The 23,746-nt window shown below is 61.3% G+C and carries 23 protein-coding genes and 1 pseudogene; 15 read left to right on the top strand and 9 right to left on the bottom strand.

The features are described from left to right. Window positions 1-13: 13 nt before the first annotated feature. The 4 genes from fliM to AB1576_02155 all read left to right on the top strand — a co-directional run bounded on the left by fliM (window position 14) and on the right by AB1576_02155 (window position 3,237). Window positions 14-1,009 (top strand): flagellar motor switch protein FliM, encoded by a 996-nt coding sequence (gene fliM, locus AB1576_02170; GenBank protein ID MEW6080598.1) that lies wholly within the window; start codon window positions 14-16, stop codon window positions 1,007-1,009. Then, complete coding sequence (locus AB1576_02165; GenBank protein ID MEW6080597.1) at window positions 1,002-1,496, top strand: FliM/FliN family flagellar motor switch protein; 495 nt, start codon at window positions 1,002-1,004, stop codon at window positions 1,494-1,496. Before fliM ends, AB1576_02165 begins: the two co-directional genes overlap by 8 nt. Window positions 1,497-1,679: 183 nt before the next feature. Next, window positions 1,680-2,219, top strand: coding sequence for a DUF2953 domain-containing protein (locus AB1576_02160; GenBank protein MEW6080596.1), 540 nt, complete (start codon window positions 1,680-1,682; stop codon window positions 2,217-2,219). Between the two features lie 52 nt (window positions 2,220-2,271). Continuing rightward, the gene (locus AB1576_02155) at window positions 2,272-3,237 is read left to right on the top strand and encodes a polyprenyl synthetase family protein (GenBank protein ID MEW6080595.1); all 966 of its coding nucleotides are present in this window, start codon (window positions 2,272-2,274) and stop codon (window positions 3,235-3,237) included. A gap of 46 nt (window positions 3,238-3,283) precedes the next feature. Here AB1576_02155 and AB1576_02150 read toward each other — a convergent pair whose 3' ends face one another. The 3 genes from AB1576_02150 to AB1576_02140 all read right to left on the bottom strand — a co-directional run bounded on the left by AB1576_02150 (window position 3,284) and on the right by AB1576_02140 (window position 6,406). Further along, complete coding sequence (locus AB1576_02150; GenBank protein MEW6080594.1) at window positions 3,284-4,348, bottom strand: tetraprenyl-beta-curcumene synthase family protein; 1,065 nt, start codon at window positions 4,346-4,348, stop codon at window positions 3,284-3,286. Window positions 4,349-4,366: 18 nt separating this feature from the next. After that, window positions 4,367-4,831: a zinc ribbon domain-containing protein gene (locus tag AB1576_02145; protein ID MEW6080593.1), complete on the bottom strand. Its 465-nt coding sequence runs from the start codon at window positions 4,829-4,831 to the stop codon at window positions 4,367-4,369. A 63-nt stretch (window positions 4,832-4,894) separates the two neighbouring features. Continuing rightward, window positions 4,895-6,406, bottom strand: a complete 1,512-nt coding sequence (locus tag AB1576_02140; GenBank protein MEW6080592.1) for a phosphoenolpyruvate carboxykinase (ATP) — start codon at window positions 6,404-6,406, stop codon at window positions 4,895-4,897. Between the two features lie 211 nt (window positions 6,407-6,617). Between AB1576_02140 and ytfJ the strand changes: the two genes are divergently transcribed. From ytfJ to AB1576_02095, 9 genes are all read left to right on the top strand, one after another. After that, window positions 6,618-7,028 carry a GerW family sporulation protein gene (ytfJ, locus tag AB1576_02135; GenBank protein ID MEW6080591.1) on the top strand — a complete coding sequence of 137 codons (411 nt, stop codon included), beginning with the start codon at window positions 6,618-6,620 and terminating at the stop codon, window positions 7,026-7,028. 27 nt (window positions 7,029-7,055) lie between these two features. After that, the gene (locus AB1576_02130) at window positions 7,056-7,838 is read left to right on the top strand and encodes a Ku protein (GenBank protein ID MEW6080590.1); all 783 of its coding nucleotides are present in this window, start codon (window positions 7,056-7,058) and stop codon (window positions 7,836-7,838) included. Next, complete coding sequence (gene ligD / locus AB1576_02125; protein MEW6080589.1) at window positions 7,835-8,752, top strand: non-homologous end-joining DNA ligase; 918 nt, start codon at window positions 7,835-7,837, stop codon at window positions 8,750-8,752. Before AB1576_02130 ends, ligD (AB1576_02125) begins: the two co-directional genes overlap by 4 nt. After that, window positions 8,753-9,673, top strand: a complete 921-nt coding sequence (ligD, locus tag AB1576_02120; protein MEW6080588.1) for a non-homologous end-joining DNA ligase — start codon at window positions 8,753-8,755, stop codon at window positions 9,671-9,673. A gap of 42 nt (window positions 9,674-9,715) precedes the next feature. Beyond that, on the top strand, window positions 9,716-11,062 hold the full coding sequence (gene murC, locus AB1576_02115; protein MEW6080587.1) for a UDP-N-acetylmuramate--L-alanine ligase: 1,347 nt from the start codon (window positions 9,716-9,718) through the stop codon (window positions 11,060-11,062). 546 nt (window positions 11,063-11,608) lie between these two features. Then, a complete protein-coding gene (locus tag AB1576_02110; protein MEW6080586.1) occupies window positions 11,609-12,193 on the top strand; it encodes a nucleoside recognition domain-containing protein in 585 nt (194 codons plus the stop codon). Beyond that, the gene (locus AB1576_02105; protein ID MEW6080585.1) at window positions 12,187-12,723 is read left to right on the top strand and encodes a nucleoside recognition domain-containing protein; all 537 of its coding nucleotides are present in this window, start codon (window positions 12,187-12,189) and stop codon (window positions 12,721-12,723) included. Before AB1576_02110 ends, AB1576_02105 begins: the two co-directional genes overlap by 7 nt. Before the next feature lie 462 nt (window positions 12,724-13,185). After that, on the top strand, window positions 13,186-14,118 hold the full coding sequence (locus AB1576_02100) for a LysM peptidoglycan-binding domain-containing protein (protein MEW6080584.1): 933 nt from the start codon (window positions 13,186-13,188) through the stop codon (window positions 14,116-14,118). An 832-nt stretch (window positions 14,119-14,950) separates the two neighbouring features. After that, complete coding sequence (locus AB1576_02095) at window positions 14,951-15,883, top strand: site-specific DNA-methyltransferase (GenBank protein ID MEW6080583.1); 933 nt, start codon at window positions 14,951-14,953, stop codon at window positions 15,881-15,883. 318 nt (window positions 15,884-16,201) lie between these two features. Here the strand turns inward: AB1576_02095 and AB1576_02090 are convergent, their stop codons facing one another. From AB1576_02090 to AB1576_02070, 5 genes are all read right to left on the bottom strand, one after another. Further along, window positions 16,202-17,290, bottom strand: a complete 1,089-nt coding sequence (locus AB1576_02090) for an arginase family protein (protein MEW6080582.1) — start codon at window positions 17,288-17,290, stop codon at window positions 16,202-16,204. Window positions 17,291-17,336: 46 nt separating this feature from the next. After that, on the bottom strand, window positions 17,337-18,746 hold the full coding sequence (locus AB1576_02085; GenBank protein ID MEW6080581.1) for an FAD-linked oxidase C-terminal domain-containing protein: 1,410 nt from the start codon (window positions 18,744-18,746) through the stop codon (window positions 17,337-17,339). Between the two features lie 5 nt (window positions 18,747-18,751). After that, entirely contained in the window at window positions 18,752-20,041 is a 1,290-nt protein-coding gene (larA, locus tag AB1576_02080) for a nickel-dependent lactate racemase (GenBank protein ID MEW6080580.1), read from the bottom strand. 66 nt (window positions 20,042-20,107) lie between these two features. Then, window positions 20,108-20,374, bottom strand: a complete 267-nt coding sequence (locus AB1576_02075) for a DUF2619 domain-containing protein (GenBank protein ID MEW6080579.1) — start codon at window positions 20,372-20,374, stop codon at window positions 20,108-20,110. Window positions 20,375-20,525: 151 nt separating this feature from the next. Then, on the bottom strand, window positions 20,526-21,242 hold the full coding sequence (locus AB1576_02070) for an FCD domain-containing protein (GenBank protein ID MEW6080578.1): 717 nt from the start codon (window positions 21,240-21,242) through the stop codon (window positions 20,526-20,528). Window positions 21,243-21,572: 330 nt separating this feature from the next. Between AB1576_02070 and AB1576_02065 the strand changes: the two are divergent. Both AB1576_02065 and AB1576_02060 read left to right on the top strand, forming a co-directional pair. After that, a pseudogene (locus AB1576_02065) lies at window positions 21,573-21,755 on the top strand (ATP-binding cassette domain-containing protein). Window positions 21,756-21,792: 37 nt separating this feature from the next. Then, complete coding sequence (locus AB1576_02060) at window positions 21,793-21,930, top strand: oligopeptide/dipeptide ABC transporter ATP-binding protein (GenBank protein ID MEW6080577.1); 138 nt, start codon at window positions 21,793-21,795, stop codon at window positions 21,928-21,930. A 16-nt stretch (window positions 21,931-21,946) separates the two neighbouring features. On the opposite strand, the gene AB1576_02055 is transcribed toward AB1576_02060, so the two are convergent. Then, complete coding sequence (locus tag AB1576_02055) at window positions 21,947-23,299, bottom strand: amidohydrolase family protein (protein ID MEW6080576.1); 1,353 nt, start codon at window positions 23,297-23,299, stop codon at window positions 21,947-21,949. Window positions 23,300-23,746: the final 447 nt, after the last annotated feature.

The following is a 23,746-nucleotide window of genomic DNA, read 5'->3' as shown; positions in this document are numbered from 1 at the left end:
AGGGGGAAATCTAGTGGGCATCCTGAGTCAAACCGAGGTAGATGCCCTCGTCCAGTCCCTGGTTGAGCAGGAAGAGGAGACCGTGGAGGCGGAGGCTCGTCCGGATTCGTCTAAGAGCCGTTCCATCAAGGTCTATGACTTCAGGAGCCCCGACAAGTTTGCTCGTGAGCAGGTTCGTACCCTCTACATGCTGCATGATGACTTCGCCCGCATGGCCAGCCTCAGCCTCTCGGGGCACATGCGGGCACCCATCGCCGTCAAAGTCCTAACGGTGGAGCAGTCCAACTACGAGGAATTCCTGAATGGTGTCACTGAGCCTACCATCATGTGCATCTTCGCTATGCCTCCCCTCAGGGGGAAGTGCCTCCTTGAGTTCGACCTGGGGATCGGCATGAGGATTATCGACAGGGTATTCGGGGGCGTTGGTGCCCCCCCTGTGGAGCTCAGGGCGCTCACAGAAATAGAGCAGACCACCATAGAGGTCTTGCTGAACGGTTTCATGAATGACCTGGCGCGAGCATGGAAGGGTACCGTCGAGCTTGATCCCTACGTGGAAATAGTAGCCTCCAACACCTTTCACGCGCAGTTTCTCTCCTCCAAGGAGGTCACTGCCTCCATCATCTTCCAGGTGTGCCTGGGAGAGCACGAGGCGCCCATGAGGCTGTGCGTGCCCTACTATTGCCTGGAGCCCGTGCTTCCTATGCTCTCCGCCAAGCACTGGCTGAACCGGGGATCCCGGGAGGATGCTGCGGAGAAGGTGCCAGAAGCCCTGGCCAAGCAGATCCCCGTGAAGGTGCAGGCAGAGCTGGGAGCCGCCCGGCTGACACTGAAAGAGCTGGTTCACCTTCAGGCCGGGGACGTCATAGCGCTGGAGAACTGCTGCGACAGCCCTATACGCCTCACGGTGGAGGGCCGGCCCAAGTTCACTGGGCAACCCGGGAGGGTGGGGCAGAAATTCGCGATCAGGATAGCGGGGAACCTGGAAGAGGCAGGTGAGAGGATTGGCTGATGGAGGACCGCTCAGCCAGGAGGACATCGATGCCCTCCTCGCCCAGATGGGAAATAAGGCAGGGGACCCGGGCAAACCGGTGGCCAAGGGCCCTGCTAAGAAAAGGCCGGCTGGTGGGGAAGAACCCAGGGAGCCTATGGCATCCACCAAGCGCAGGGAGCCTGCAGCCCGGCCGGGAGAATGCCCCGTGGACCCCCGTGGCCAAGGGGGCAACGGGCGCCGTGAAGACCTCTTGCCACGACTTTTGGACCTTCCTGTCACTCTCACCGTCACAATGGCTGACACGATGCTCCCTGTAGGTGAGGTCCTGGGGTTCCTTCCTGGGAGGGTCGTGGAGATGGATAGGGGTATCAGGGCCCCAGCCGAGGTCTTTGTCGATGGCCACTTACTGGCCAAGGGAGAGATCGTTGTGGTGGGTGATCGTTACGGAATCCACATCAAGGAGGTGGTCTCACCCCGTCAGAGGCTCCAGGGCCTTGCTCGCTAGGGGCAAAGGAGGGTGGGGCGCCCGGAGTGCCCCTAAAACCCTGGGGGAGACAGTCATTGCCAAGATTGGGTGCCGCCTAGCCGGAACTCACCGCATCACCGCCGGGCCATCGGGACCCTGGTATGAGGGACCTACCAGTGGGGAAACATGGAAGAGAAAGGCTTCCCCCTGGGAGGGTCCTCCTTGCTCATCACCCTCATCCTCGCGCTGGTCGCCGTGGCGCTGTGGCATCTCCCGGTGTCTTTCCTCGTGCGCCTTAGCTGGCCGGGCGCTGGCCGCCCCAAGGCAAGTGTAACAGTCCTCGGCTTCCTCAAGTTCTCCAGGGATTTCAACCCAGGACGTCGAACAGTGTCACCGGGACCCTCCAAAGATGCCTGGGACATAATGTACCTAAAGAGGATCTCCCGTGGGCTTTCCTGGAGGGCAGTGACCTTGAGTATTCGTGTTGGGCTGGGGGATGCCGCTGCCACGGGCATGACGGTTGGCTCCATCTGGGCTGTGATAGGCCCGTTAGTTCCCCTACTCTCGAGCTACCTGGGCATACCCCTAAAGCTGGTGCGCATCCAGGTATACCCTGACTTCAAGGGGCAGGTGCTGGAGGCACGGGCATCCTTTTCCTTTACCATCAAGATGGGCCGTCTCCTTTACCTCTCCTGGCAGGCCTGGAGGAGCGGCAAGGGAGTTCCAGCAGAGGATCCCCGCGGCCTGCCACGGGGGATCTGAAAGGGCCCTGCTGGCAGCAAAAAGCGCATACTATCTCTTGAGGAGGTGGAACATGCAGACCCTAGGCCCCATGGCCGCACCTGAGTTCCTGCAGGCCGTTGAAGAACAGCTGCAGCAAGCCATCGCCAGTTGTGACCTCCACGCCAGGAACATGGCCAATTACCTGGTGCGCCTGGGCGGCAAGCGCCTCAGACCCCTCCTTGTCTGGAACTCCGGCTCCATGTATGGCTCACAGCCACACCGCACGGCCGTGGCGGCGGCCGCAGCGGAGCTGGTCCACACAGCCTCCCTTATTCACGATGACATACTGGATGGGGCCAAGGATCGCCGCGGCCAGCCCAGCCTGCATTCAGTGTTCGGTTCTCGACTGTCGGTGCTTACCGGGGACTTCCTCTTCGCCAAGTCCTTCTCCCTTCTGGTCCGGGAAGGGCTATTCGATGTGCTGGCAGTCATGTCCAGTGCCGTGGCGGCCATGTGTGAGGCCGAGATGAGCCAGATGGGCCAGCGCTTCGGGCTAGACATCACTGAAGAACAGTGCATTGAACACTGCAGGAAGAAGACAGCCAGCCTCATGGAGGCATGCTGCCGCGCCGGCGGCATGGTTGGGATGGCCCCGCCCGAGCACATTGAGGGACTCGGCACATACGGGCAGGGCATCGGCCTCGCCTTCCAGATTACCGATGACATCCTGGACCTAGTGGGCGATGACAGCCAGCTGGGAAAACCCTCAGGGCTGGACCTAGCCTCAGGAGTGATCACCCTTCCCATAGTACACCTCTTGGGGGACGGGGACAGGGGGAAGAAGGCAAGGCTTCTTCTAGACCAGGGGTCCCTCTCCCGGGATGACATTGTGGCCATCAGGACGGCGGCAGTAGAATCAGGAGCAGTGGACAGCGCTATGGGGGTTGCCCGGGAGTGCATAGCCCGGGCCACTCGGGCCCTGCAGGTCCTGCCCGACTGCCCTGGCAGGTCCCGGCTTCACGCCATAGCCGTGAACATCATGAGCAGGAACACCTGATACCCCGGGCCGGCCAGAGGGCGCAAGGCCAGGTGACAGCTCCAGGCTATATTACCCCTGCTGCCCTGAGGGCCCGGCATCCCCCTGTCATGAAGGAGGTGCCAGGTCCTCCCCGTGCAGCCAGCTCCCTGGCAAGTGGTACCAGGCCTTGCTCCTTGACCTTGGGATCGGAAAGATACATGGCCAGGAGCCCCCTCACCACCGTGCGGTGGAAGTGGGAATCGGGCAGGAGGGCCGCCCCCTCCATGGCCCTCTCCACGAATAACCCCAGGCGCTCCCCTCTCTCGGAGGCGCTTTGGTATGGCGCTACCAGGTTAAAGTCTCCCTCCCTGGCATCCTCCTCCATATCGATGAGGTAGTCTAGGAGTATGTGAAGGCCAGAGATGTAGGGGAAGTAGGCCTGGCACAGGGCTTCAGCCACCTCGCTCTTGGAGCCGGGCTGGGAGGCCAAGGCCAGGAGGGCGAAGATCCCCAGGGTGGAGCCGCAGGCCGCCGCGAATTCCCACCAGTGTATGCCCGGCCAGGCGAGGCCCTTCCTGACATGCCAGTCCTGGAGCCTTCCGCTTCGCTCCTTGGGCTCCAGGTGCTTGAGGGACTGGAGGTCCGAGTAAAGGGAGACATAGACCAGGGCACGCCCGGAAACCATGTCGAAGCCAGGTAGCCTCTGGCAAGAGGTCCGGGTTGCGCTGACGAGTTCTTCCAGGTAACCCCCGTCGTTGCCCGAGGGATAGAGGGCGTAGTAGGGGGAGATGGGGTCCCCCGGCGTCAACGCCTCGGTCATAGCCAGGTGAAGCTGGCGGAAGGAGGCCTCGTCTAGAACCCCGGCCCTGTCGCACAGGTTGTCCAGGTAGTCCGAGATAGTCTGGAGTGCGACGATGGCCCGGACAACCTCAGTCCCAAGGCGGCCCGCCGGCACAGCGTAACAAGAGCCCCCCTGGCAGTGAAAGCGCTTGGTGTCGATGCTGGCCAGTGCTTGGCGGCGCAAGGTTTCATCAGGGATGGCCTGGGCCTTTTGCCTCCACTCCCCTAGGAACCTGGACACCAGGGGCAAGGAGGAGAAGGTGAAGGAGACGAGTACGGACGTGGTCCGAAAGATGCTGGTCAGCGGCACTGCTCACTCTCCTTTGTGCTATTTGTCCCCTGGGGGTTCCTTGCCGAACCCCCTCCAGACCCGGGTGTGAGTGTCTTCCAGGTACTCCCCGTGGCCGAGCGGGGATAGCCGCGTGTGACACATTGGGCAGGTGCGCGACCTGCGGGAAACATTGGCCCGGCAGGCTGGGCACCTTTCAGCGGTTGCCTCCCTCCTCCCACCCGAGAACAGGGCAGCGAGGGCCATGACCGCCATGGCCAGGGCCGCCATCGCCCCCATGAAGGCCGCCACCAAGGCTGGGAGTGCCAGGAAGCCCAGGTGAGGCGTTAGGCGCTCCAGGAGGCGCTCCGGCCAGGAGCCTGCCTTGGGCCTAACGGCGCCACCTAGGTCGCCTGAGACAGGTTCATCATCCTGGGCCACCCCGGAGGGATACACCCCCCAGAGCGTTCCCAAGGCGAAAAGGACAAAGAAAACCATGATCAAGACCAGGACTTGGCCGCGCATCCTTCGCACCCCCCCGTATCCCACCACCATTCTATGCCTAGGGAGGGTACAACCTGAACAGGTTCACCGACCCAGGGCCCGGATGATGGAGGGGTCCAGGTCCTCGAAGGCGCCAAGCCAAGCAATCCTCTCTTCCTTGAGCCTCTTGACCCGTTCCCGGTATTCCCCGGGAGACAGGTATCGGGCAGGGTCATAGGGAGCCAGATCGAGCCCTGGCACCTCCCTGGGGCTCCAGTAACCCCACACGGGGTCCTCCCTCCAGGTGACAGTACCCCTGGCTATCTCCCGGATAATGGCAGAGCTGGCTGCCACGGGTATCTTGGCAGGTCCCACGCTCCCGGTGTTCATGAGGAAACACTCGGCAGCCGGGTTTGCTCTAAGTATCTCCAGGAACCTGTTCCCTTCGCGGCCCTCGGGGCCTATGATGAAGGGATTCGTGCCCACCTCTCTCTTGGACTGTCCTGCCCGGCTAGGGTCTCCCGCCGAGGTCTCTATGGATTCCCCTAGCATAAAGAAGGCTGCGGCCTGTTCCTGTGAGAGGCGGGCAACTGGGCCCACAACATCCTGGCGCCGCGTGATGAAGATGACCTTGTCGACCCTGTCCAAATTGATACGGGAGTCAGCACCCTCCACAGCATCGCGGGGTACGATAGCCCTGCCATTGGTGGTCAGGTTGTAGTCCAGGAAGTCTATCTTGCCCTCTGGGCCTACCGCCACGTTCTCCAGGACAGCCTCAGGGTGTCTTGCTGCATCGTAGAGCACTCGCTGGGAGGGTTCAAGCCCCTCTGTCTTGATGTAGAAGCTGTCCTCAGTGCCTGTCGCCGAACCGCCCAGGTCCATCACCATGACATCGTCCTGCCGGATGATGACACCCTCAGGTTCCTTGAGAGAGTGGTCGTGCACTGTCAGGGTCGTCTTGCCGGTGCCGCTCAGCCCAAACAGCAGCATTCCCACGGGATCAAGGCCCCCGGGCTTGGAGACCCTGAGTACCTTTCCTCCAGCGTGTACCCCCAGCCTTCCTTCCTTCTTGACGAGGTACATGGCCATCCTCAGGAATGACTTCTTGGCCTCACCGAAGTAGTCAGTGCCAAGTATGAGGGTGACGGCCTCCTCAGGGTCAACCATGATGAGCCTCTCGGGCCACTGGGGCACGTAGACGCTGGTCATCCGGGGATCTCCCGGCGTCCTGGGGAAGAGGGACCTGTGCCACATCAAGGCTATCTGGGCAAAGCCTGCGGTGATATACAGTGTGCAGGGAATGGCTCCGGGACCTTCCCCCATGTTCCGGTCAACGCGGATGACCTCTTGGGTTTCCAGGTATCCTATGACAGCCTTGACCAACTCCCGAGCCCTTTCAGGTTCTATGGCCTGTTGGCCTAGGCCAAGGCGAACGGCTCTCCCATCCGTTACCACGTAGGTGTGCTTGGCGCTGCGGTTGCGCACTTGGGTAATGTAGCTGGGACTGCCGTACTCCGTGGTGGTCTCGTCCTTACTGGCAAGAGCTCGGAGTTCATCCACTGTGAGGTTAGAATGAACAATGCCAGCACGCAGGTTCTTGAGGGGGCCAAGAGCCAATTCTCCGTCCTCCTTCCATTACTTTGGCGCTCAGGCGCCGATTAACCTGTTTTCTTCCCCGGTAGCCGGTTTCCTTCTTGTGGTACGCGCCGGCTTGACCGGTGGTCCCACATATTTTGTCTCCCCGGAGAGACATTAAGAGCGTAAAGCCATGACGCCATAAGGAAACGGAGGGATCCCTTTGGAGGTCGACCACCCCATCCAGGGCCTTATGAAGACTGCCATGGAGTCCATCAAGGGCATGGTGGATGTCAACACCGTGGTAGGAGAGGCCGTGGATACACCAGACGGCAGTGTCATAATACCGGTTTCCCGGGTAACATTCGGTTTTGCAGCTGGGGGAGCGGAGTATGATCCCCAGTCCGAGACCCGCCAGGGCAACGGGCACAACGCCCGCGACCACGAGCATGCCTTCGGAGGTGGCAGCGGTGCCGGTGTCTCCGTGCAGCCCGTGGCCTTTCTGGTGGTGGGCCAGGGTACCGTGAGGCTCCTTTCTGTGGAGGAAGGGGCTGTGATGGATCGCATCATTGATGTGGCACCTCAGATCCTAAGCCAAATCCAGGCGATGCTCAGGGGGGAGCGGGTAGCGCCCCGGAGGGAGAACCCCAGGGAGTACAGCTGAGCCGCCTGCCCGGAGAGGGTGTTTTCCATGCGTGCCATATGGAAGGGATTCCTTGGCTTTGGCCTGGTGACCATACCGGTTAAGGTGTACAGCGCCACTGAGAAGAAGGCACTGCGCTTCAATGAGCTCCACGAGGCCTGTGCCACCCCCATGCGGCACAAGAAGTGGTGCCCCACCTGTGACCGTGAGGTGCCCAGTGAAGAGGTGGCACTAGGGTACGAGTATGAGCGGGGGCACTACGTTCTCTTGGACGAGGGGGACTTCGAGGCTGCCCGGCCGCAAAGGAGCCGGTCCATCGAGATCACCGACTTCGTGGACCTTGCCGAGATAGACCCAATCTACTTTGAGAAGACCTACTTCCTGGGCCCGGACGCGGGCGCCCTCAAGGCCTACAGCCTCCTGAGGGAGGCCATGCAGGGATCCGGGAAGATAGCCCTGGCCAGGGTTGTCCTGAGGGCCCGGGAATCCTTGGCCTGTGTCCGGGTATATCCCGAGGGTATCCTGATCATGGAGACCATGTTCTTCCCTGAAGAGATCCGGTCCACCGCCGGGCTTATGGGGGATGTGCCGGCCCCGGCGCCGGACGAGCGAGAGGTCAGGATGGCCACGGTCCTGGTGGATACCATGAGCAGGCCCTTCGAGGCGGGGCGCTACAGGGACCAGTACAGTGAGAGAATACTTGAGGTCATCAGGCTCAAGGCGAAAGGCCAGGAGGTGCGGGTTGCCGCGGCGCCCCAGGCTGCCAAGGTTGTAGACCTGATGGAAGCATTGAAGAAGAGCGTGGAAATGGCCCAGGCGGTGCGTTCGTGACCCCGGAGTACATCCGGCCTATGCTGGCGGTCTTGGCCCACGAGGCCTTTGACTCCGAAGAGCACCTCTTCGAGGTGAAGTGGGACGGCTACAGGGCAGTGTGCTTCCTGGATCCGGCGCAGGGGAAGACCCGCCTGCAGAGCCGCAACCTGAAGGACCTGACGCCTCGCTACCCCAGCCTGGGAACCCTTCACAAGCACGTGGATTCCCGGGCGCTCGTGGTCCTGGACGGGGAGATAGTGGCCCTGCAGGAAGGCCTGCCAGACTTCGGCCACCTGGAGCACAACGATCCCGGCGTCGTATACGTGGCCTTTGACATCCTGTGGCACGAGGACAGGAGCGTAATGAACACCCCGCTCATTGAAAGGCGGGAGGTTCTCTCCCGGCGGCTCCGGGCAGGTGGCTCGCTGGTCCTTTCCGAACCCGTGATGGAGAAGGGACGGGCGCTCTACGCGTCGGCGGGCAGGGCAGGCCTGGAGGGCATAATGGCTAAGACCCTTTTCGGTCCCTACCTTCCCGGAAAACGTTCCAGGCACTGGCAGAAGATCAAGCATCGCAAGTCCCGAGACTGCGTGATCCTGGGGTACAGTAAGGGGAGTGCGGGCTATGTGACCTCCCTGGCGCTAGGCCTTTTTGATCCTGAGGGCCTGAGGTACGTTGGTCGGGTTGGCTCTGGGATCAGCACCCGGGAGGGCCAGGACCTCGCCCGGCGCCTGGGCACCCTGAAGGGGGTGCTCTATGACGCCCTGGGTTCGCCGGGGGATGCCTACGGGATGGTATGGGTGGCTCCGGAGCTGGTGTGCGAGGTTGAGTACCTGGAAATGACTGCTGGCGGGTACCTTCGCCACCCGGTTTACAAGGGGCTGAGACCGGGTAAGAATCCCAGTGACTGCATTTTTGGGGGGTCTCAGTAGGTGGCGGTAACCAAGGCAATGGTACAGGTTCATGGAAGGATCCTGGGTGTGTCAAACCTGGACAAGGTGCTCTGGGAAGAGGATGGTCTCACCAAAGGCGACCTCATCGACTACTTCCTCCGGGTATCAGGCTACATCCTTCCGCATCTCAGGGACCGCCCACTGAGCTTGAGGCGCTTTCCCTCGGGAATTGACGGCAAGTGCTTCTACCAAAAAAACCGCATGAGGGGGAGCCCGCCATGGGTAGAGGGCTACCTTCATCATGGCTCCGGGGCAGACATTGACTTTGTGCTCGCACAGGAGCCTGCCACCCTGGCCTGGCTGGGCGACCAGGCATGCATTGAGGTTCACCCCTGGCTCTCCCGGAGGCATGCGCCGGAGGCCCCCGATTTTGCCGTCCTGGATCTGGACCCTGATCCCCCTTCGGGGTTCCGGGAGGCCGTGGAGGTCGCCAGGGTACTGAAGGATGCCCTTGCCCACCTTGGCCTCATGGGTTTCCCGAAGACTTCAGGGGCCAAGGGGCTCCACATATACGTACCCCTGGCGCCGGGACGTTACGGCCACAGGGACGCTGTGGACCTCTGTCTCTTCCTGGCGGGACTTGTGGCCAGATCCATGCCAGACCGCGCTACGCTGGAGCGGAAGGTGACAAACAGACAGGGCCGTATATACATAGACTGCTACCAGAACGGGATGGGCAAGACGGTGGTGGCCCCTTACAGCCCCAGGCCCCTTAGGGGCGCCCCGGTGTCGGCCCCCGTGACATGGGAGGAGCTGGCCTCCGTGGAGCCCGGTGCCTTTCACCTGAAGAACATGGCCGGGAGACTTGGAGAGAGGGGAGACCTGTTCAGAGCCGTCCTGGATACGGGACAGCCCGTTGATGACGCACTGGCGCTGGCCAGGAGGAAAAAGGGACGCTAGGACGAAAAAATCACTATCGTCGAAGAAGGGAAGGTCTCGAGGTTGCGGATTCATTTTGTGGGCATAGGCGGAATGGGCATGAGCGCGCTCGCTGAGGTCGCGCTGGCAAAGGGCCACGAGGTATCGGGATCCGACATGGTGGGGAGCGCCATCACCGACCGGCTGGTACACAAGGGCGCCCGGTTCTGGCTCGGGCACGACCCTAACCATGTGGATAACGCTCAGGTGGTGGTGTATACCGCCGCCGCCAAGCCCTGGAATCCCGAACTGGTCAGGGCGAGGGATCTGGGACTTACAGTTATATCCAGAGCCGAGATGCTAGGGCAGGTAATGAAGGAGTGCCCCCACAGTGTGGCTGTTGCGGGCAGCCACGGCAAGACTACCACCACCTCCATGATCACGGCCATCCTGGAGGGGGCGGGACTATGCCCCACAGCGCTTGTGGGCGGGGAGATGGCGGCCTCTAGTGGCAATGTGCAGATAGGGTCAGGCGGCTACTTCGTGACCGAGGCATGCGAGTATGAAGGCGCCTTCCTCCGCCTGCGCCCCGAAGTTGGGATCATCCTCAACGTTGACCTGGACCATGTGGACTTCTACAGGGACTTCTCTAGCATCGCCCGGGCATTCGGGGAATTTGGAAGCCTTGCCCAGGGCTGTCTCGTGGGAAATGGTGATGACCCCGAGGTAAGGTCCATCGTCGAGAGGTGCAGATGCGAAACCCTGTTGTACAGCATGGCCTCTCCCGGGCGGCTCACTGCGACGGACCTGCGTTTCGAAGGGCCCTATCCCACATTCACTGTACTCTTGGACGGGGAGGAACTCGGCCGCTGGAGGCTCCGCGTCCCCGGCCGCCACAACGTATACAATGCCCTGGCATCTGCTGCGGCGTGTGTCTACCTGGGTGTGCCTGCCAGTGATATACAGCACGCCCTGGAAAACTTCACTGGGGCCCTTCGTCGCTTCGAGGTAAAGGGGGAATCCCGAGGGGTCGTGGTGGTTGATGACTACGCCCACCATCCAGCGGAGATATCAGCCACCCTGAAGGCTGCCCGCCTCTGGACCCGGGGCTTGATCTGGTGTGTGTTCCAGCCCCACACCTTCTCAAGAACGCGGGCACTGCTAAATGACTTCGCCCAGTCGCTCAAAGAGGCGGACCGGGTGGTCATATCCGATATATATGCCGCTCGGGAGGAGAACACAGGAGAGGTCTCATCCCTTGACCTGGTACGGCTCCTAGATGGCCAGGCCCGCTATGGTGAATCATTCCAGTCCATAGCAGATATGGTAACCCGGGAGGCGCGCCCAGGGGACCTGGTCCTGACCATGGGAGCAGGAGACATCCATAAGGTGGGGCACATGATCCTGAAGGGCCTGGCTGCAGGCATTTAAAAAACCTTGGGCCTACAGCAACCTTCGCTCCGGTCGAAGTGGATCCATCCGGAGCCAGGAGCAACCTTCGGCTACTCCTGACCCTCAGGCTTGAACCCACTCCGGCCTTTGCTCGACCGCCAGGAGTACTGTCGGGGACGGCCTATGATGACCTCTCGGCCACCACAGACCGGACCGAGTCCCCTGGCGATCTTAGCTCGACCACCATGGATCTAGGCCTGGAGCTCCGGATAGCCCTTCGGCTACCCGAAACCCCTCGGAGACCCATGATGATCTTCACGCCGACCGCTACAGATCCAGTGGCAAGGGAACCACCGACTCCCAAGAGGCCTATGAACCTGTAGCGATCTTTGCCCGGCCAATCTGAGTTCCTAGTCAGAACCCAGATTGACCTTGGCTCGGCTGCTGTAGACCCACTACTATTGTTAGTCCTTCGGCCGGTAATTATTTATGAAATTCGTTCCATGTGCCTTGGGGCCAAACCCGCGATGTTCTTCTAGGCGTGCTCATGCCTTCATATGCTGTCTTCGGAAGGGGTGAGACAACGTGCTCAATGCCATCTGGTTTGGCCTCCTGGCCATTGGGGTAGTGGTGGCCGCCTGCACAGGGAGGATAGAGGTAGTCACGGCAGGGGCACTCTCCGCGGCCAACTCGGCGGTGGAGACCATCGGCGGGTTCCTGGGCATCATGTGCCTCTGGCTAGGGCTTTTAAAAATAGCTGAAAAGGCCGGTCTGGTGGAAACGATTGCCAGGTTCATGAGGCCCCTAGCCTCAATGCTGTTCCCCGAGCTCCCCAGCGCGCACCCTGCCGTAGGCGCAATCATGCTGAACTTTGCCGCCAACCTGCTGGGCATGGGGAGCGCGGCTACCCCCCTGGGCCTCCAGGCCATGCAGGAACTCCAGAAGATCAACGACTCTGACGAGGCTAGCGACAGCATGTGCACCTTCGTGCTGCTGAACACCTCTGGCCTGACCCTGATCCCCGGTGCCGTAGTGGCACTGCGGGCCTCCCTGGACTCTAGAAGCCCAACGGCCATAGTGGGCACCACCCTCGTGGCATCCCTCGTGGCCACTGCCTGTGTTCTGCTCCTGGACCGCCTTGTCCGTGCTAGGGGTTTCAGGTCATGGTGATGGACGCGCTGGCTTCCCTGTCGCACTGGGCATTTCCCATCATGCTGGTGGGCATACCACTCTACGGCCTCTTGAAGGGCGTCAAGGTCTACGAGGCCTTTGTGGAGGGAGCCATCGATGGTTTCTGGCTGGCCCTGAAGATCCTTCCGTACCTGGTAGGCATCTTTGTGGCCTTTTCGGTGTTCAGGGCGTCCGGCGCCCTGGACATCCTGGTTTCGGGGTTTTCCATCTTCACCGACCCCTTGGGCATCCCTGCGGAGGTGGTTCCCCTGATGTTCATAAGGCCCATCTCCGGCAGCGGGGCCTTAGGGATCACAGCCGAGCTCATGCGCAAGTGGGGCCCGGATTCCTTCACGGGGTTCCTGGCGTCAACCCTTCAAGGGAGCACTGATACCACCTTCTACATAATCACCCTCTACTTTGGCGCCGTGGGCGTGAAAAGAACCCGTCACGCCCTTCCCGTTGCCCTCCTAGGGGACATGGCAGCCTTCCTGGCAGCGGTGGCCGTGTGCCATTCGGTGTTCATCTAGTTAGCTGGAACCGGGCTGCCTGCGCCCCGCCGAGGCGCCTCAAGGCAGGAAACCGGGCGGGGTGTCACTGGGTTGCATCCTGAGCCCCGGGGCTCCAGGGACAAGACACCCTCCACAGCACCTGCCCTGTAGCCCCATCAACCCCGTACGGACAGGCTTCAACTCACCCACCTCACTAGGAGGGCGTACAGCCCTGGCTCTCCTGCCACCCTCTTCCTATTCTGACCCAAATCCTGAACGCTCCGTGAACCCTCTCCGGGCACGGCTAGACGCCATGAAGCCTGGAATCCCCCCCCTGGTATGCTCCATGGTGAGCCAGGGAATTAACGGAAAATAGTGTTGCCAGCAGGAAAACATGCATCTACCTGTCGAATTTAGTGACTCATTGGTAACATAACATTGCACGGAAGGTGAGGTGAGTTCTACCAGCTCTTGGCCCAGGAGGCCAAAGGGGGGCAAAAGTTGACTCGTTACCATAGAATGATGGTGGTAGTTCTGGCACTCTGGCTGGTGGCTGTCCTCTGCGGGACGGTGCTGGCGGCGGCGTACCCGGTGCGCCCGGGAGATTCCCTGTTTAAGATCGCGAGACGGTTCGGCAGCACGGTGGAGGAACTCAAGAAGAACAACGGCCTGAAGGGTGATACCATACATCCTAAGCAGGTCATCCAGGTGCCGGATGGCAGGGTTAGTACCCACAGGGTGAAGTCAGGAGAGAGCCTATACCTGATTTCCAGGAGCTCGGGGATGAACGTGCCTCAGCTCAGGACCGCCAACGAGGTCTCAGGCGACTATATCGAATCAGGGTGGCTGCTTGTGTTGTCCAGCACCGCTGGGGGCAGGCAGCTGTATACTGTGCAAAGAGGAGATTCTCTCTTCCTCATAGCGCGGAGGTTTGGAACTACTGTGGAAGAACTCCGGCGAGCCAATGGCATAAAGGGTGACTACCTCAAGGCCGGGAGAACCATACAGGTACCTGCTGAAGGTAGCGGCTCTGAGCCCTCCCAGCCAAGCCAGGGCGCTTTCAGCGCGTCTGATATCGAGATTCTTGCCCGCCTGGTCCATGCGGAGGCTGGAGGGGAGCCATACGAGGGCCAAGTGGCGGTGGCCGCGTCCGTTCTAAACAGGGTGAAAGACCCGCGTTACCCCAAGACCATCCCTGGTGTGGTGTACGAGGTGACCGACGGGAGGTACTACCAGTACTCCCCGGTTCTGGACGGGAGGATAAATCTCCCGGCGAGCCAGGCGGCGTTCTCCGCGGTGAGGGAGGCCATAGGGGGGCGTGACCCCTCCCTTGGGGCTAACGGCTTTTATAACCCTGCCAAGACCACCAATCGCTGGGTGAGGTCACACCCGGTAACCACAGTCATAGGAAACCACGTGTTCTTCAGGTACTAGAGAGTCCTGTTCAACTGTGACTGGGATCGAGGGAGGGGACACGTGGCCTCTGTTCCCCTACACCACCCGGCACGCAGGTCCACACCGGGTGGCTTAGCAAGGTTAAGGAGACTGGGGCACGTAGAGAGTAGGCTGATTGGGCCCTGGGCCTGCCGGTAGGCGGAGCCCAGGGCTCGGTCTAGCGGCCCCCGGGACGCGTCAATTGACCTTCTGGACGTCTGCACAAAGGCGCAGGCTGCAGAACCCGCCAGACCTAGCCGGGACAGTTCGTGAATACGAGTTCTCACTCGCTTCCACGGCTTCGAGGGGGGCCTGGAGTAGTAGCCGGCCCAACCCCTGAGGTAAGTGCGGAATTTCCGAGACGTCCCTCATGTTCTGGTTCGGGCTCTGTGCGGCCGATTTGCGAAGGCGCGCCTCCAGTTCGCTTCAGGGTCTTGGCTGCTGGAGAGCTGCGTGGGTGTCATCGCAGGCACGTCATCTAGATGGGGGCCATCCAGGAGTTCGAGGGAGGCTATGTCCTGATGCGCCCTGGGGTAGTCTAGACCTTCTGCGGGAGGCTGCATGCTGCCCCCTTGCGGGCCCGTCGCCTTTTACTTCCCCCATGCTATAATAGGGGAGGTATTGCCATTGCAGAGGGTTGCAGGGGTCATCCTTAGAAGCGGCGCGCTTTAGGGAACTGCGACAGGGAGTGCGAGCACCTAGCGATGGGCATGGGGGCCTGGAGGATCTGGGTTGACCCGGACCAATTGCGAAGATGTGAGAATGTGTGTTCGCGTGTCTAAGGGGCCCTGGTACTGGTGTAGAAAGCGGAGGAGGCGAGGAGGGAGATCCAGTGAGCGTTAGCCTTTCCTTCCAGGGCAAGGGGAGCACCAGGACACCCGCAACTGGCTCCCTGGACAAAGGCGTGGTGCATGGCTCGGGGAGCCTCCAGGATGGCTGGCGAAACCTCCTGATCCATGGGGATAACCTTGAGGTCATGAGTGCCCTCCGGGGAGACCTGTATGGCAAGGTCGACCTGATCTACGGGGATCCCCCTTTCTTCAGCGGGAAGGACCGGCACTACCGGCAGGGGACCGAGGCGAAGTATGCCTACGGGGACACATGGCCCGGGGGTCTCCCCGAATACCTGGAGTATATCAGGGCCAGGCTGGAACTCTGCCGCGACCTCTTGGCTGATACGGGCTCCATCTACATTCACCTGGATCCCACCGTGAGCCACTACGTTAAGGTGCTCATGGACGAGGTGTTCGGCCCGGAGCGGTTCATCAGGGAGATCATCTGGAGGATCGGCTGGGTCTCGGGGTTCAAAACAAGGGCCAAGAACTGGGCAAGAAACCACGACGTGATCCTCTTTTACTCAAAGGGCCCGGAATTTCGCTTCACCAAGATATTCATCCCCCACGAGCCGGGCTACCGGCGCAGGGGCGAACCTGGGAAAGCCCCGGGCAAGTGCGTAGACGATGTGTGGGTTGACATGCCCTCCATACAGATAATGAGTTTTGCCCAAGAGAAGACTGGCTATGACACCCAGAAGAATGAGAACCTTCTTGAGAGGATCCTTGCTGCTTCGTCAAGCGCCGGCGACCTGGTGGCTGATGTCTTCTGTGGTTCCGGCACCACGCTGGTGGTAGCTGAGAGGATAGGGCGGAGGTGGGTCGGAGTGGACATCTCTCCCGCTGCCATAGAGGTCACCCAGGACCGCCTGGAAGGCATTGAAGGTTGCAGGGAGTTTGAGGTCATCCGAAGGGCAGAGCCTGGCCCATAGAATCGCCCACGTGACCTGCGGCCGGGTCCAGTGAGTCCTGCAGCGAGCATGTCGCCTTCGCTTCTACCCGGCACCCGGGCAAGCCACGCTGCTGTCCAAGACCCGCCACCTTCATGAGCAGCGCCGTCCGCTGGGACAGCGATGACCTGTATCTTGCGAAGATGTATGAGCCTAGTTAGCGCTTCGATGGTAACCCGTCCTCGCTAACCCCGCTGTACAGGCGGTAGGTTTTGACTGCGCTCTGAAACACGCCATCATCCAGACTTGGGTCATAGGGACGGAGTTGGAAAACAACCACTGGCCACGCCCGTGGGGAGCCTAGAACCGGACCCGGTCCAGGCGTCGTGCCTGGGCGAGGCCTGCGAGGACCTCTATGACGCACCGGGCCACCAGCTGGCACGAAATGCCGTTAAGGTCGTAAAGGGGAGAAAGGCAAGCCGTGTCCATGGCCGTGAACCCGTACCGTGAGAGGATTCGAAGGGCCTTCAAGATTTCCCTGGAGGTCAGGCCACCCACATCAGGGTAGCGCTGGCCCGGGCAGAAGGCTGGATCAATGATATCAACGTCCAGGGAGAGGTACAGGCAGTCCACTCCCTCCATCCTTTCCAGGGCCTCTTCGCACACGGCAGTAATGCCCATCTCGTCCACCTCAGACATGGTGAAGTACCTGTATCCCAGCTCCTGGGCCACAATGGGCTCTGACAAGGGGTGACGGGTCCCCCTGATCCCGATCTGGACGAAGTTGCCGGGCTCGAGGCGGCCAGTCTCAAAGGCCCTGGCCCACTGGGACCCAGCCCAGAACCGCGGCTCGGAGTGCATGTCGAAGTGGGAGTCGAACACCACGACGCCCACGCTACCCTGCCGGGCACGAGTGAGCGCTTGGAATACGGGGGTGGACACCTCGTGATCCCCCCCAATGACCACGGGAACCGCTCCCGCCCGGAAGACCTCCCCGACCCTGGAGACTGTGTTGGCGTTGGTGGCCTCAACATCTCCTGATACCACGTCAACATCACCGTAGTCCCTCACCGCCAGCCAGTCCGCTATCCGGAGACCCCGGTCCACCTCAGGGACGGGGCCTCCGCCCTCGGAGAGGGAGTAGAAGATGGAGTACTTCCTGACGTACTCGGGAGCCAGTTCGGCGCCGCCGCGACAGTAGATTGACCCCCTAGGAACCGAGGCTTGATCCGGTAACAGCGTATGGGGGTCAAGGGTCTTCACCCCCTGGTAGGGGAAGCCCACTATTGCTACATCTGCCCCCTCCAGATCCTGGGGATGGCGGGCAATGTCACACTCCGCGAAGGATGGCGTATCCCCCCGTATGATCCTCTTCATGCGGCGGCCAGTGCAAGCGGCCATGTCCTGGGCGATCTTGGCGGCCCGTTCCCACGCCTCTTCGTACCCCATGTTCGGCGAAACCTCCTCCTTGCCCCAGGTGGCCAGTCTAGTAATGCTAGTCCTGCAGGATCTTCCCAGGGTTCATTATTCCCGCAGGATCCAGGGCCCTCTTTAGGGAGCGCATCAATGAGAGCTCCGCCTTGCCACACGCCTTCTTCAGGAATGCCTTCTTGGCCATCCCCACCCCGTGCTCACCGGTAATCACCCCGCCAAGGGAGACGGCAGTATCCATTACGGTCTCCACCAAGCGAGGAAGACCCAGCTCCCAGGCAGCATCATCCACTCCCCTCTTCAGAAGGGTGACGTGGACGTTACCATCGCCTGCGTGACCCCAGGCGGCCACCGGAATGCCATGTGCCACTGAAGCCTGCTTGACTGCCTGTACAAAGCGGGGGATCTGAGCCCGGGGGACCACCACGTCTTCCAATTCCACCTTCTCACAAACCCCCTTGATGACGTCCAGGAGCTTCCTCCTGACCTCCCAGAGCCGCTCCTTCTGGGTTGTGGTGGTGGCCACCATCACGTCGCAGGCACCCTCTTGGAGGCAGAGATCCCCCACGATGCTCGATCTGCGCTCCACCTCCTCCTCGTCGTCACCGTCAATGCCAATGATGAGGAGGGCATCGGCTCCAGGGAAGAATGGCGGCTTGCCCAAGGCTTCATGGGCAATGCGGAAGCTATCCCCATCGGAGAACTCAAGGAGTGCCGGGACAATGCCCTTGCCGGCTACGATCTTGGTCACGGTGCCCATGGCTTGGCCGATATCGGCGAAGGGGACCAGCAGGTCGCAACGGGTGGGGGGCAGGGGCCGCAGGCGCAGGAAGGCCTTGGTGAACACCCCCAGGGTTCCCTCGGATCCCACGAAGAGGTGAGAGATGTCATAGCCCGAGACGTTCTTCACTACCTTCCCACCCCACCGGACCATCTGCCCGCTGGGCAGCACCACCTCTACCCCAGACACGTAGTGAGAGGTGACGCCATACTTGAAGGCCCTGGGGCCTCCAGCGTTCTCCGCGAGGTTCCCTCCTATGCTGCAACTCTCCAGGCTGGCAGGGTCGGGAGGGTAAAAGAGGCCCAGGGCCTCCACAGCCTGGTGGAGATGGCCAACCACCAGCCCCGGCTCCACCACGGCTACCAGGTTTTCCTCGTCTATCTCCAGGATGGAGTCCATCCGCTCCAGGGATATCACTACACCGCCGTGTACCGCTAGGGCGCCACCGCTCAGGCCTGTGCCAAGCCCCCTGGGCACAACTGGCACCCCCCAGGAGGCGGCTGCCTCAACCACCCTCGATACCTCCCCGGCGCTCCCGGGCTTTACAACCGCATCGGGCATGAACCGGAGCCCCGGGCTCTCATCATGGGCGTAGGGTTCCTTTTCCTCCTCGGAAATGAGCGTGTTCTCCGGCCCCACCTCGGCCTCCAGTCTCAGCAGGAGACCTTTTGGTATCCCTCTTAGAGCTCGCAATGCCGTCACCTCCTAGCCGGGTCCATTGGTGCGTCTGGTGCAGGTTTGTCCACGTAGGGAATGGTGAAGGGCCCTTGCGGCAGCACGGCCACGGCAGGATCCGGCCCAGCGGATTGCAGGGCAAGGGCGATCCCCTCCTCCACGCACTCCACGGGATGCAGGAAGGCGGCCGCGGCCTCCCCCGGGGACAGCCGGGACTTCAGGTATACTGTGGCCCGCTCCAGGATCTCGTACAGGACCTGGGCCTCCCACTGATCCACCTGAGTAACCGCGGCATTCTCCACGAGTGCCCTGAGGTGTCGCAGGGAGGATGACGCCTTCAAGAGCGCCTCGAAGTTCCCGCCGGCAGGCAGCCCGAAGCGGCACTCTGAGACACAGACGATGGACCCCCCGGGTTTCAGGATTTGCAGGGCTGCCGAGAGCCCCTTGACTGTCTGGTAGAGGTTCTGGTCCAGGGGCCACCCGCCATTGGTGGTGATCACAATGTCGAAGGGGTCTGTAACCGGCCGCATGGCAACCCTCTTAGCGGAGGCACTGCCCTCCCAGTGGGCCTGGTACACCTCGCCGGCGAACACCCCGGTTATCTCCCTGTTCTTGTTGGTGGTAACATTCACGGACAGGTGTGGGGGTACAAGGCCGCAAGCCTCACTGATGGCAGCGTAAACCGGGTTTTTCACCAGGCATCCCCAGGTGGATCCCGGGTGACCTATTAGCGGCGCGGAGTGAACGCCCAGGATGGTCTCTATGCCGGCCACACCGGGAACAACAGCCTTGGGACCTCCGGAGAAGCCCGCGAAGAAGTGGGGCTCTATGAGGCTTACCGAGATCCTGCGGGAAGCCTGGGCGTATGCTTTGTTGAGCCACACTTTGAGGCCCGATGGGGTCTGGCCAACCATTTTGAGTCCCCCCGGATCAAATGCATCGTGGTTAATCACCTGGTACCTCCCGGTAATATCCGTTCCCAGCATGAGATCGAGTTCTTCACTCGTGCATGCCCGGTGACAGCCGGTGCCCACCAGGATGGATGTGTTCATCGAGGGAGGAACAAACCCAAGGATGGAGCGGACTATTGTTCCCGCCGGCGCGGGTCTGGTGATGTCTGGGATGACGATGCACAGGTCAGAAGAGTCCTGGAGGACAAAAGGCAGGCTGGGTGTTCCCAGCGGATCCAGGAGGGCGTCACGCAGGGCCTCACCCTCGGCGGAAAGCCCTGGCGCCATCAAGGGCTCAATGACCCTCCAGGAAGGAGGGACCTCGAGGTCTAGGAAGAAGGTGCCATAGGGCAGGCGGGTCATCACGGTAATCACCTCTTAAGCCCTAGGTGCCCCCCCCCCTGTGGGCACCTAGGGCTGTTCCTGCAACTACCAGCGGGTACCCAGCAGCACCAGGGTACCACCCGCGGCCACCAGGACCAGGCGTTGCACGGGTATCTCCCCGGCCATGCCAGCGATGCCCAGGAGACTCACCCCAAGAAAGACGAAGGGACCCACCGAGCCAAGAACGGCATTGATCCTGACAGCTACCGACACGTCGTTATACCAGAGCATCAGCGCAGCCCCGCCTAGCCCCATCATGCCAAAGAGTACCCGCAAGCCAGCCATGGCGAGTACGAGGTGGTCAAAGCGCACACGTAATCCCCCCTTGGGTACCGGCTTCACAAGGGTACCCCGTTCAGTCTATGGTCGCGGCGGCCCCATGGTGGCCCAAGGGTCTCCCGGGCGGACCGGGTGCAGGCGAGGGCTTGGGAATCTGGTCATCTAGTGACCGGGACACCAAGGGTCATTCGCTCACCTTGGCCCAGTATCTCTCAACATCCCTGATTACATTATCGATGTGTTGTACCATGGCTGCCTTCGCCCCCTCGGGGTCTCGAGCGGCAATGGCTTGATACACTGTGGTATGGTCGGAGACGACCCTGCTCCCAACCTCCTTGCGAATGAACTCCAGGACAGGGGCTTGCAGGCCATCCCGGCGTATGAGGTCAAGGACAGCCAGGAGCACGCGGTTCCGAGATGCCAGTGCAACGAGGCGGTGGAACTCCACATCATCGCTGGAAGCCAGGCCCCGGCTGGCGGTCTGCTGGTGGTGCTCGATGAGAGACAGCATCTGCTGGATTTCCGCAGGGCTCGCGTGTACCGCTGCTAGCCTCGCGCTTTCTCCCTCCACCGCCCTGCGGGTAATGAGAACATCCACAAGTTCCTTCCGATCTGTGCTCTTGAGGGTGTTCAAGAGCTCGTTTCCGTAGGAGATCTGTTCCAGGGTCACCATGAGCTCCTCACGGCGGGCGTGCCCCAGCGGTGTCAGTCGTCTACCCCTGAAGCCGAAGCGTTCAGTGAGCCCGCGCTCGTCAAGGTTCCTCAGGAGCCTCCCTGCGGTTGCCTCGCTAACATTGTGGCCCACCCTTGCCAGTTCCCGCGCCAGGGCGGAAGAGCCCACAGGCTCGGCGGCACGAGATATGATGTCCATCACCGTATATTCAAGTTCAGGGTTGTCCATGGAGTCCCTCCAGTATGATGCCGTGGGCCGTGGCGCCATGTGGAAGTAAACGCACGGCGCTAGTATCCTTCTAGGGGGTTAACCTGGAATCCTTCAGTCTAGGGAGCACGGGGCTCCGTTACAGTTGGACGTTGGGCCCTGGTAGGACTGGGGGGGCGAGGCAAGATGGAAGCTGGCAGGCCTGAAATCTGCCATGGGAAGGAGGGGCTCTACCCTTCCTAAAGAGCGACAGGCACTGGATCTCACTGCCCATTAGCAGGGAAGGGAAGTGCGCGCTGATGGGCGTCGCGTGAGCTGCTGGCGGGCCGGACCTTATAGGAGAGGCGGTTTATGAAGACGCCCGAGAACATCTTCGTGATAAAGGACCTGGCCAAGCACTTCCCGGTGACCGGAGGGGTATTCAGCAGGGTGTTAGGACGGGTCAGGGCCGTGGACGGCGTCAGTTTCGAAATCCGCCGCAGGGAGACCCTGGGCATCGTGGGGGAGTCGGGTTCCGGCAAGAGCACGCTTGGCGGAGCGCATTGTGCTGACCGGAGACACTCCCAGTCCCATGCAGGTACCTCCAGGGTGCCGTTTTCACACCCGCTGTCCTTACCGGACGGATACCTGTTCCATCCGGGAGCCTGAGAGCAGGTCCATTGGGACCCAGCACTTCGTTTCCTGCCACCTCACGGCCCCAGGGCCGTGAGCCTTCCCCTGCGGTATCAGCGCGCAGCAAGGCGGAGCACCCTCCCAGCCCTTTCTTCGGTTATGCGGCCTTCCCTCACCGCGAACCTGCCGTCTACCAGCACGTGGTGGATCCCCGCAGGTGCCAGCAGGGGTTCGGAGAATGTGGCCCTGTCCTCCAGGCTATCGGGATCGAACACGCAAATGTCTGCGTCCGAACCTGGGGTAATCCTTCCCTTGCCTCGAAGGCCCACGTGGTCGGCGGGCCCACAGGTCATCTTCCTGAGGGTCTCGTGGAAATCCAGCATTCCCGCCCTCACGTATCTTCCCAGCGCCTTGGGGAAGGTTCCTGTGACCCTGGGGTGTCCCGTATCATCCCTAACGCCGCCATCGCTGGCCACCATCACCAGGGGGTGCCTTAGGGCGTCCAGCACCTCGTGCTCGTTCAAGCCGAACCCTACGATGCGCACCTCGGGGTCATGCTCCCTGAGGTCCGCCAGGGTTTCCCTGGTCATCCGCTGGCCCCGGTACTTGCCGGATACAGCCAGCAGGCGGTCGTGACCAAGCCCCATCCGTTCCAGGTTCTGCTCTTCATAGCAGGTGGAACCGGCGTAGGTGCACCAGGCGTCATAGGGGTAGCAGTCCGCCAGGATATTGACACCCTGCTGCCTGGTCTTTTCCAGGACATCCAGGGCTTGGCTCATCCAGCCGAACGCGGCACCCGATCCTATGTGAGAGAACTGGCAGGTTACGCCGTTGGCCGCCCCTATCCGTCCCACGGCGACAATGGAGTCTAGCACCAGCTCACCGTCAAGCCGGTAGTGGACGGCTACCATAGAGCCAGGATGATCTCGGAGCGCCGAGCACTGGTCCACCATCTCATCATCGGTTATCCCTGGATCATACTCAGGGCCGAAGGAGAATCCAAAGGCCCCCGCCTTGAGGCCCTGGGCCATTAGGCCCCTCAAGCGGGCAAACTCCCCAGGGGGAGTGGGTTCATAGGGGCTTTTGTAACCGAGGTAACGCCTGAGGGAGTTGTACGGGACAAGCATGGCCAGGTTCACCAGGCACTTGCCCTCCATCAGGTTCAGGTACCTGGGTATGTCCCGCACGCCGAGGCCACAGTTACCCGCCACCATGGTGGTGACTCCCATGAGGGCCATCTGGCGCTGGGTATGAGGGTAGATAGCCTCGTCGTAGGACTCATCCTCGTGCGTGTGAACATCGATGAAGCCCGGTGTAACGCTCAGCCCGGATACATCCACCTCAGTGTGCGCGGCCAAGCCCTTCCCAAGTTCCACCACGCGATGATCCTCCATGGCCAGGTCCAACACCTCATCCAGGCCCGACGACGGGTCAATAACCCTGCCATTCTTCAAAACAGTGCGCATCTTGATCACCCCCCCGTTATGCAACCCTTGGCTAGCTGAGGATTCGGGTGACATGGCCCGAATCCTTTTTCCCCGGCCTGTGGGAGCCAGGGAAATGCTATCCGCAAGATAAGAATCTAGGTCATACAGACCCTGGTGCTGGTGGCAATGCCCAGCCTGGTGGCAGGTCGCCGGATACTGGACTTCTTACGAAAAGCCGTTCCCGCTAAAGCCTCTCGCATCACAACCGGGTGGTGGGTGCAGGAGTTCTACTTCACCTTTGGCCAGCTGGTGGAAAACACCCAAGGTGCGCAGGGACCACAGGCGACCCACTCTTACTCACCCATTTTCCGCACATGAGAAGAGGGGTATCCAGGGACATGGTCGGAATCTTCGGAACCAGGATTATAAAGGATGGATGTCAAATCCTCCAATAGAGTGTTTCTTGGGGGGTGAGGGCATCAAAAG

It is taken from the genome of Bacillota bacterium, from assembly GCA_040754315.1.
GTDB lineage: Bacteria > Bacillota > Sulfobacillia > DUSP01 > JBFMCS01 > JBFMCS01.
This window is presented reverse-complemented; position numbering and strand designations above follow the sequence as displayed.

Bases quoted from the DNA above. Each gene is read 5' to 3' on its own strand.
- AB1576_02155 (MEW6080595.1), top strand. From the start codon at position 2,272: ATGCAGACCCTAGGCCCCATGGCCGCACCTGAGTTCCTGCAGGCCGTT.
- AB1576_02145 (MEW6080593.1), bottom strand. From the start codon at position 4,831: ATGCGCGGCCAAGTCCTGGTCTTGATCATGGTTTTCTTTGTCCTTTTC.
- ytfJ (MEW6080591.1), top strand. From the start codon at position 6,618: ATGAAGACTGCCATGGAGTCCATCAAGGGCATGGTGGATGTCAACACC.
- AB1576_02130 (MEW6080590.1), top strand. From the start codon at position 7,056: ATGCGTGCCATATGGAAGGGATTCCTTGGCTTTGGCCTGGTGACCATA.
- AB1576_02105 (MEW6080585.1), top strand. From the start codon at position 12,187: ATGGTGATGGACGCGCTGGCTTCCCTGTCGCACTGGGCATTTCCCATC.
- AB1576_02090 (MEW6080582.1), bottom strand. From the start codon at position 17,290: ATGGGGTACGAAGAGGCGTGGGAACGGGCCGCCAAGATCGCCCAGGAC.
- larA (MEW6080580.1), bottom strand. From the start codon at position 20,041: ATGACCCGCCTGCCCTATGGCACCTTCTTCCTAGACCTCGAGGTCCCT.
- AB1576_02070 (MEW6080578.1), bottom strand. From the start codon at position 21,242: ATGGACAACCCTGAACTTGAATATACGGTGATGGACATCATATCTCGT.
- AB1576_02060 (MEW6080577.1), top strand. From the start codon at position 21,793: ATGCAGGTACCTCCAGGGTGCCGTTTTCACACCCGCTGTCCTTACCGG.
- AB1576_02055 (MEW6080576.1), bottom strand. From the start codon at position 23,299: ATGCGCACTGTTTTGAAGAATGGCAGGGTTATTGACCCGTCGTCGGGC.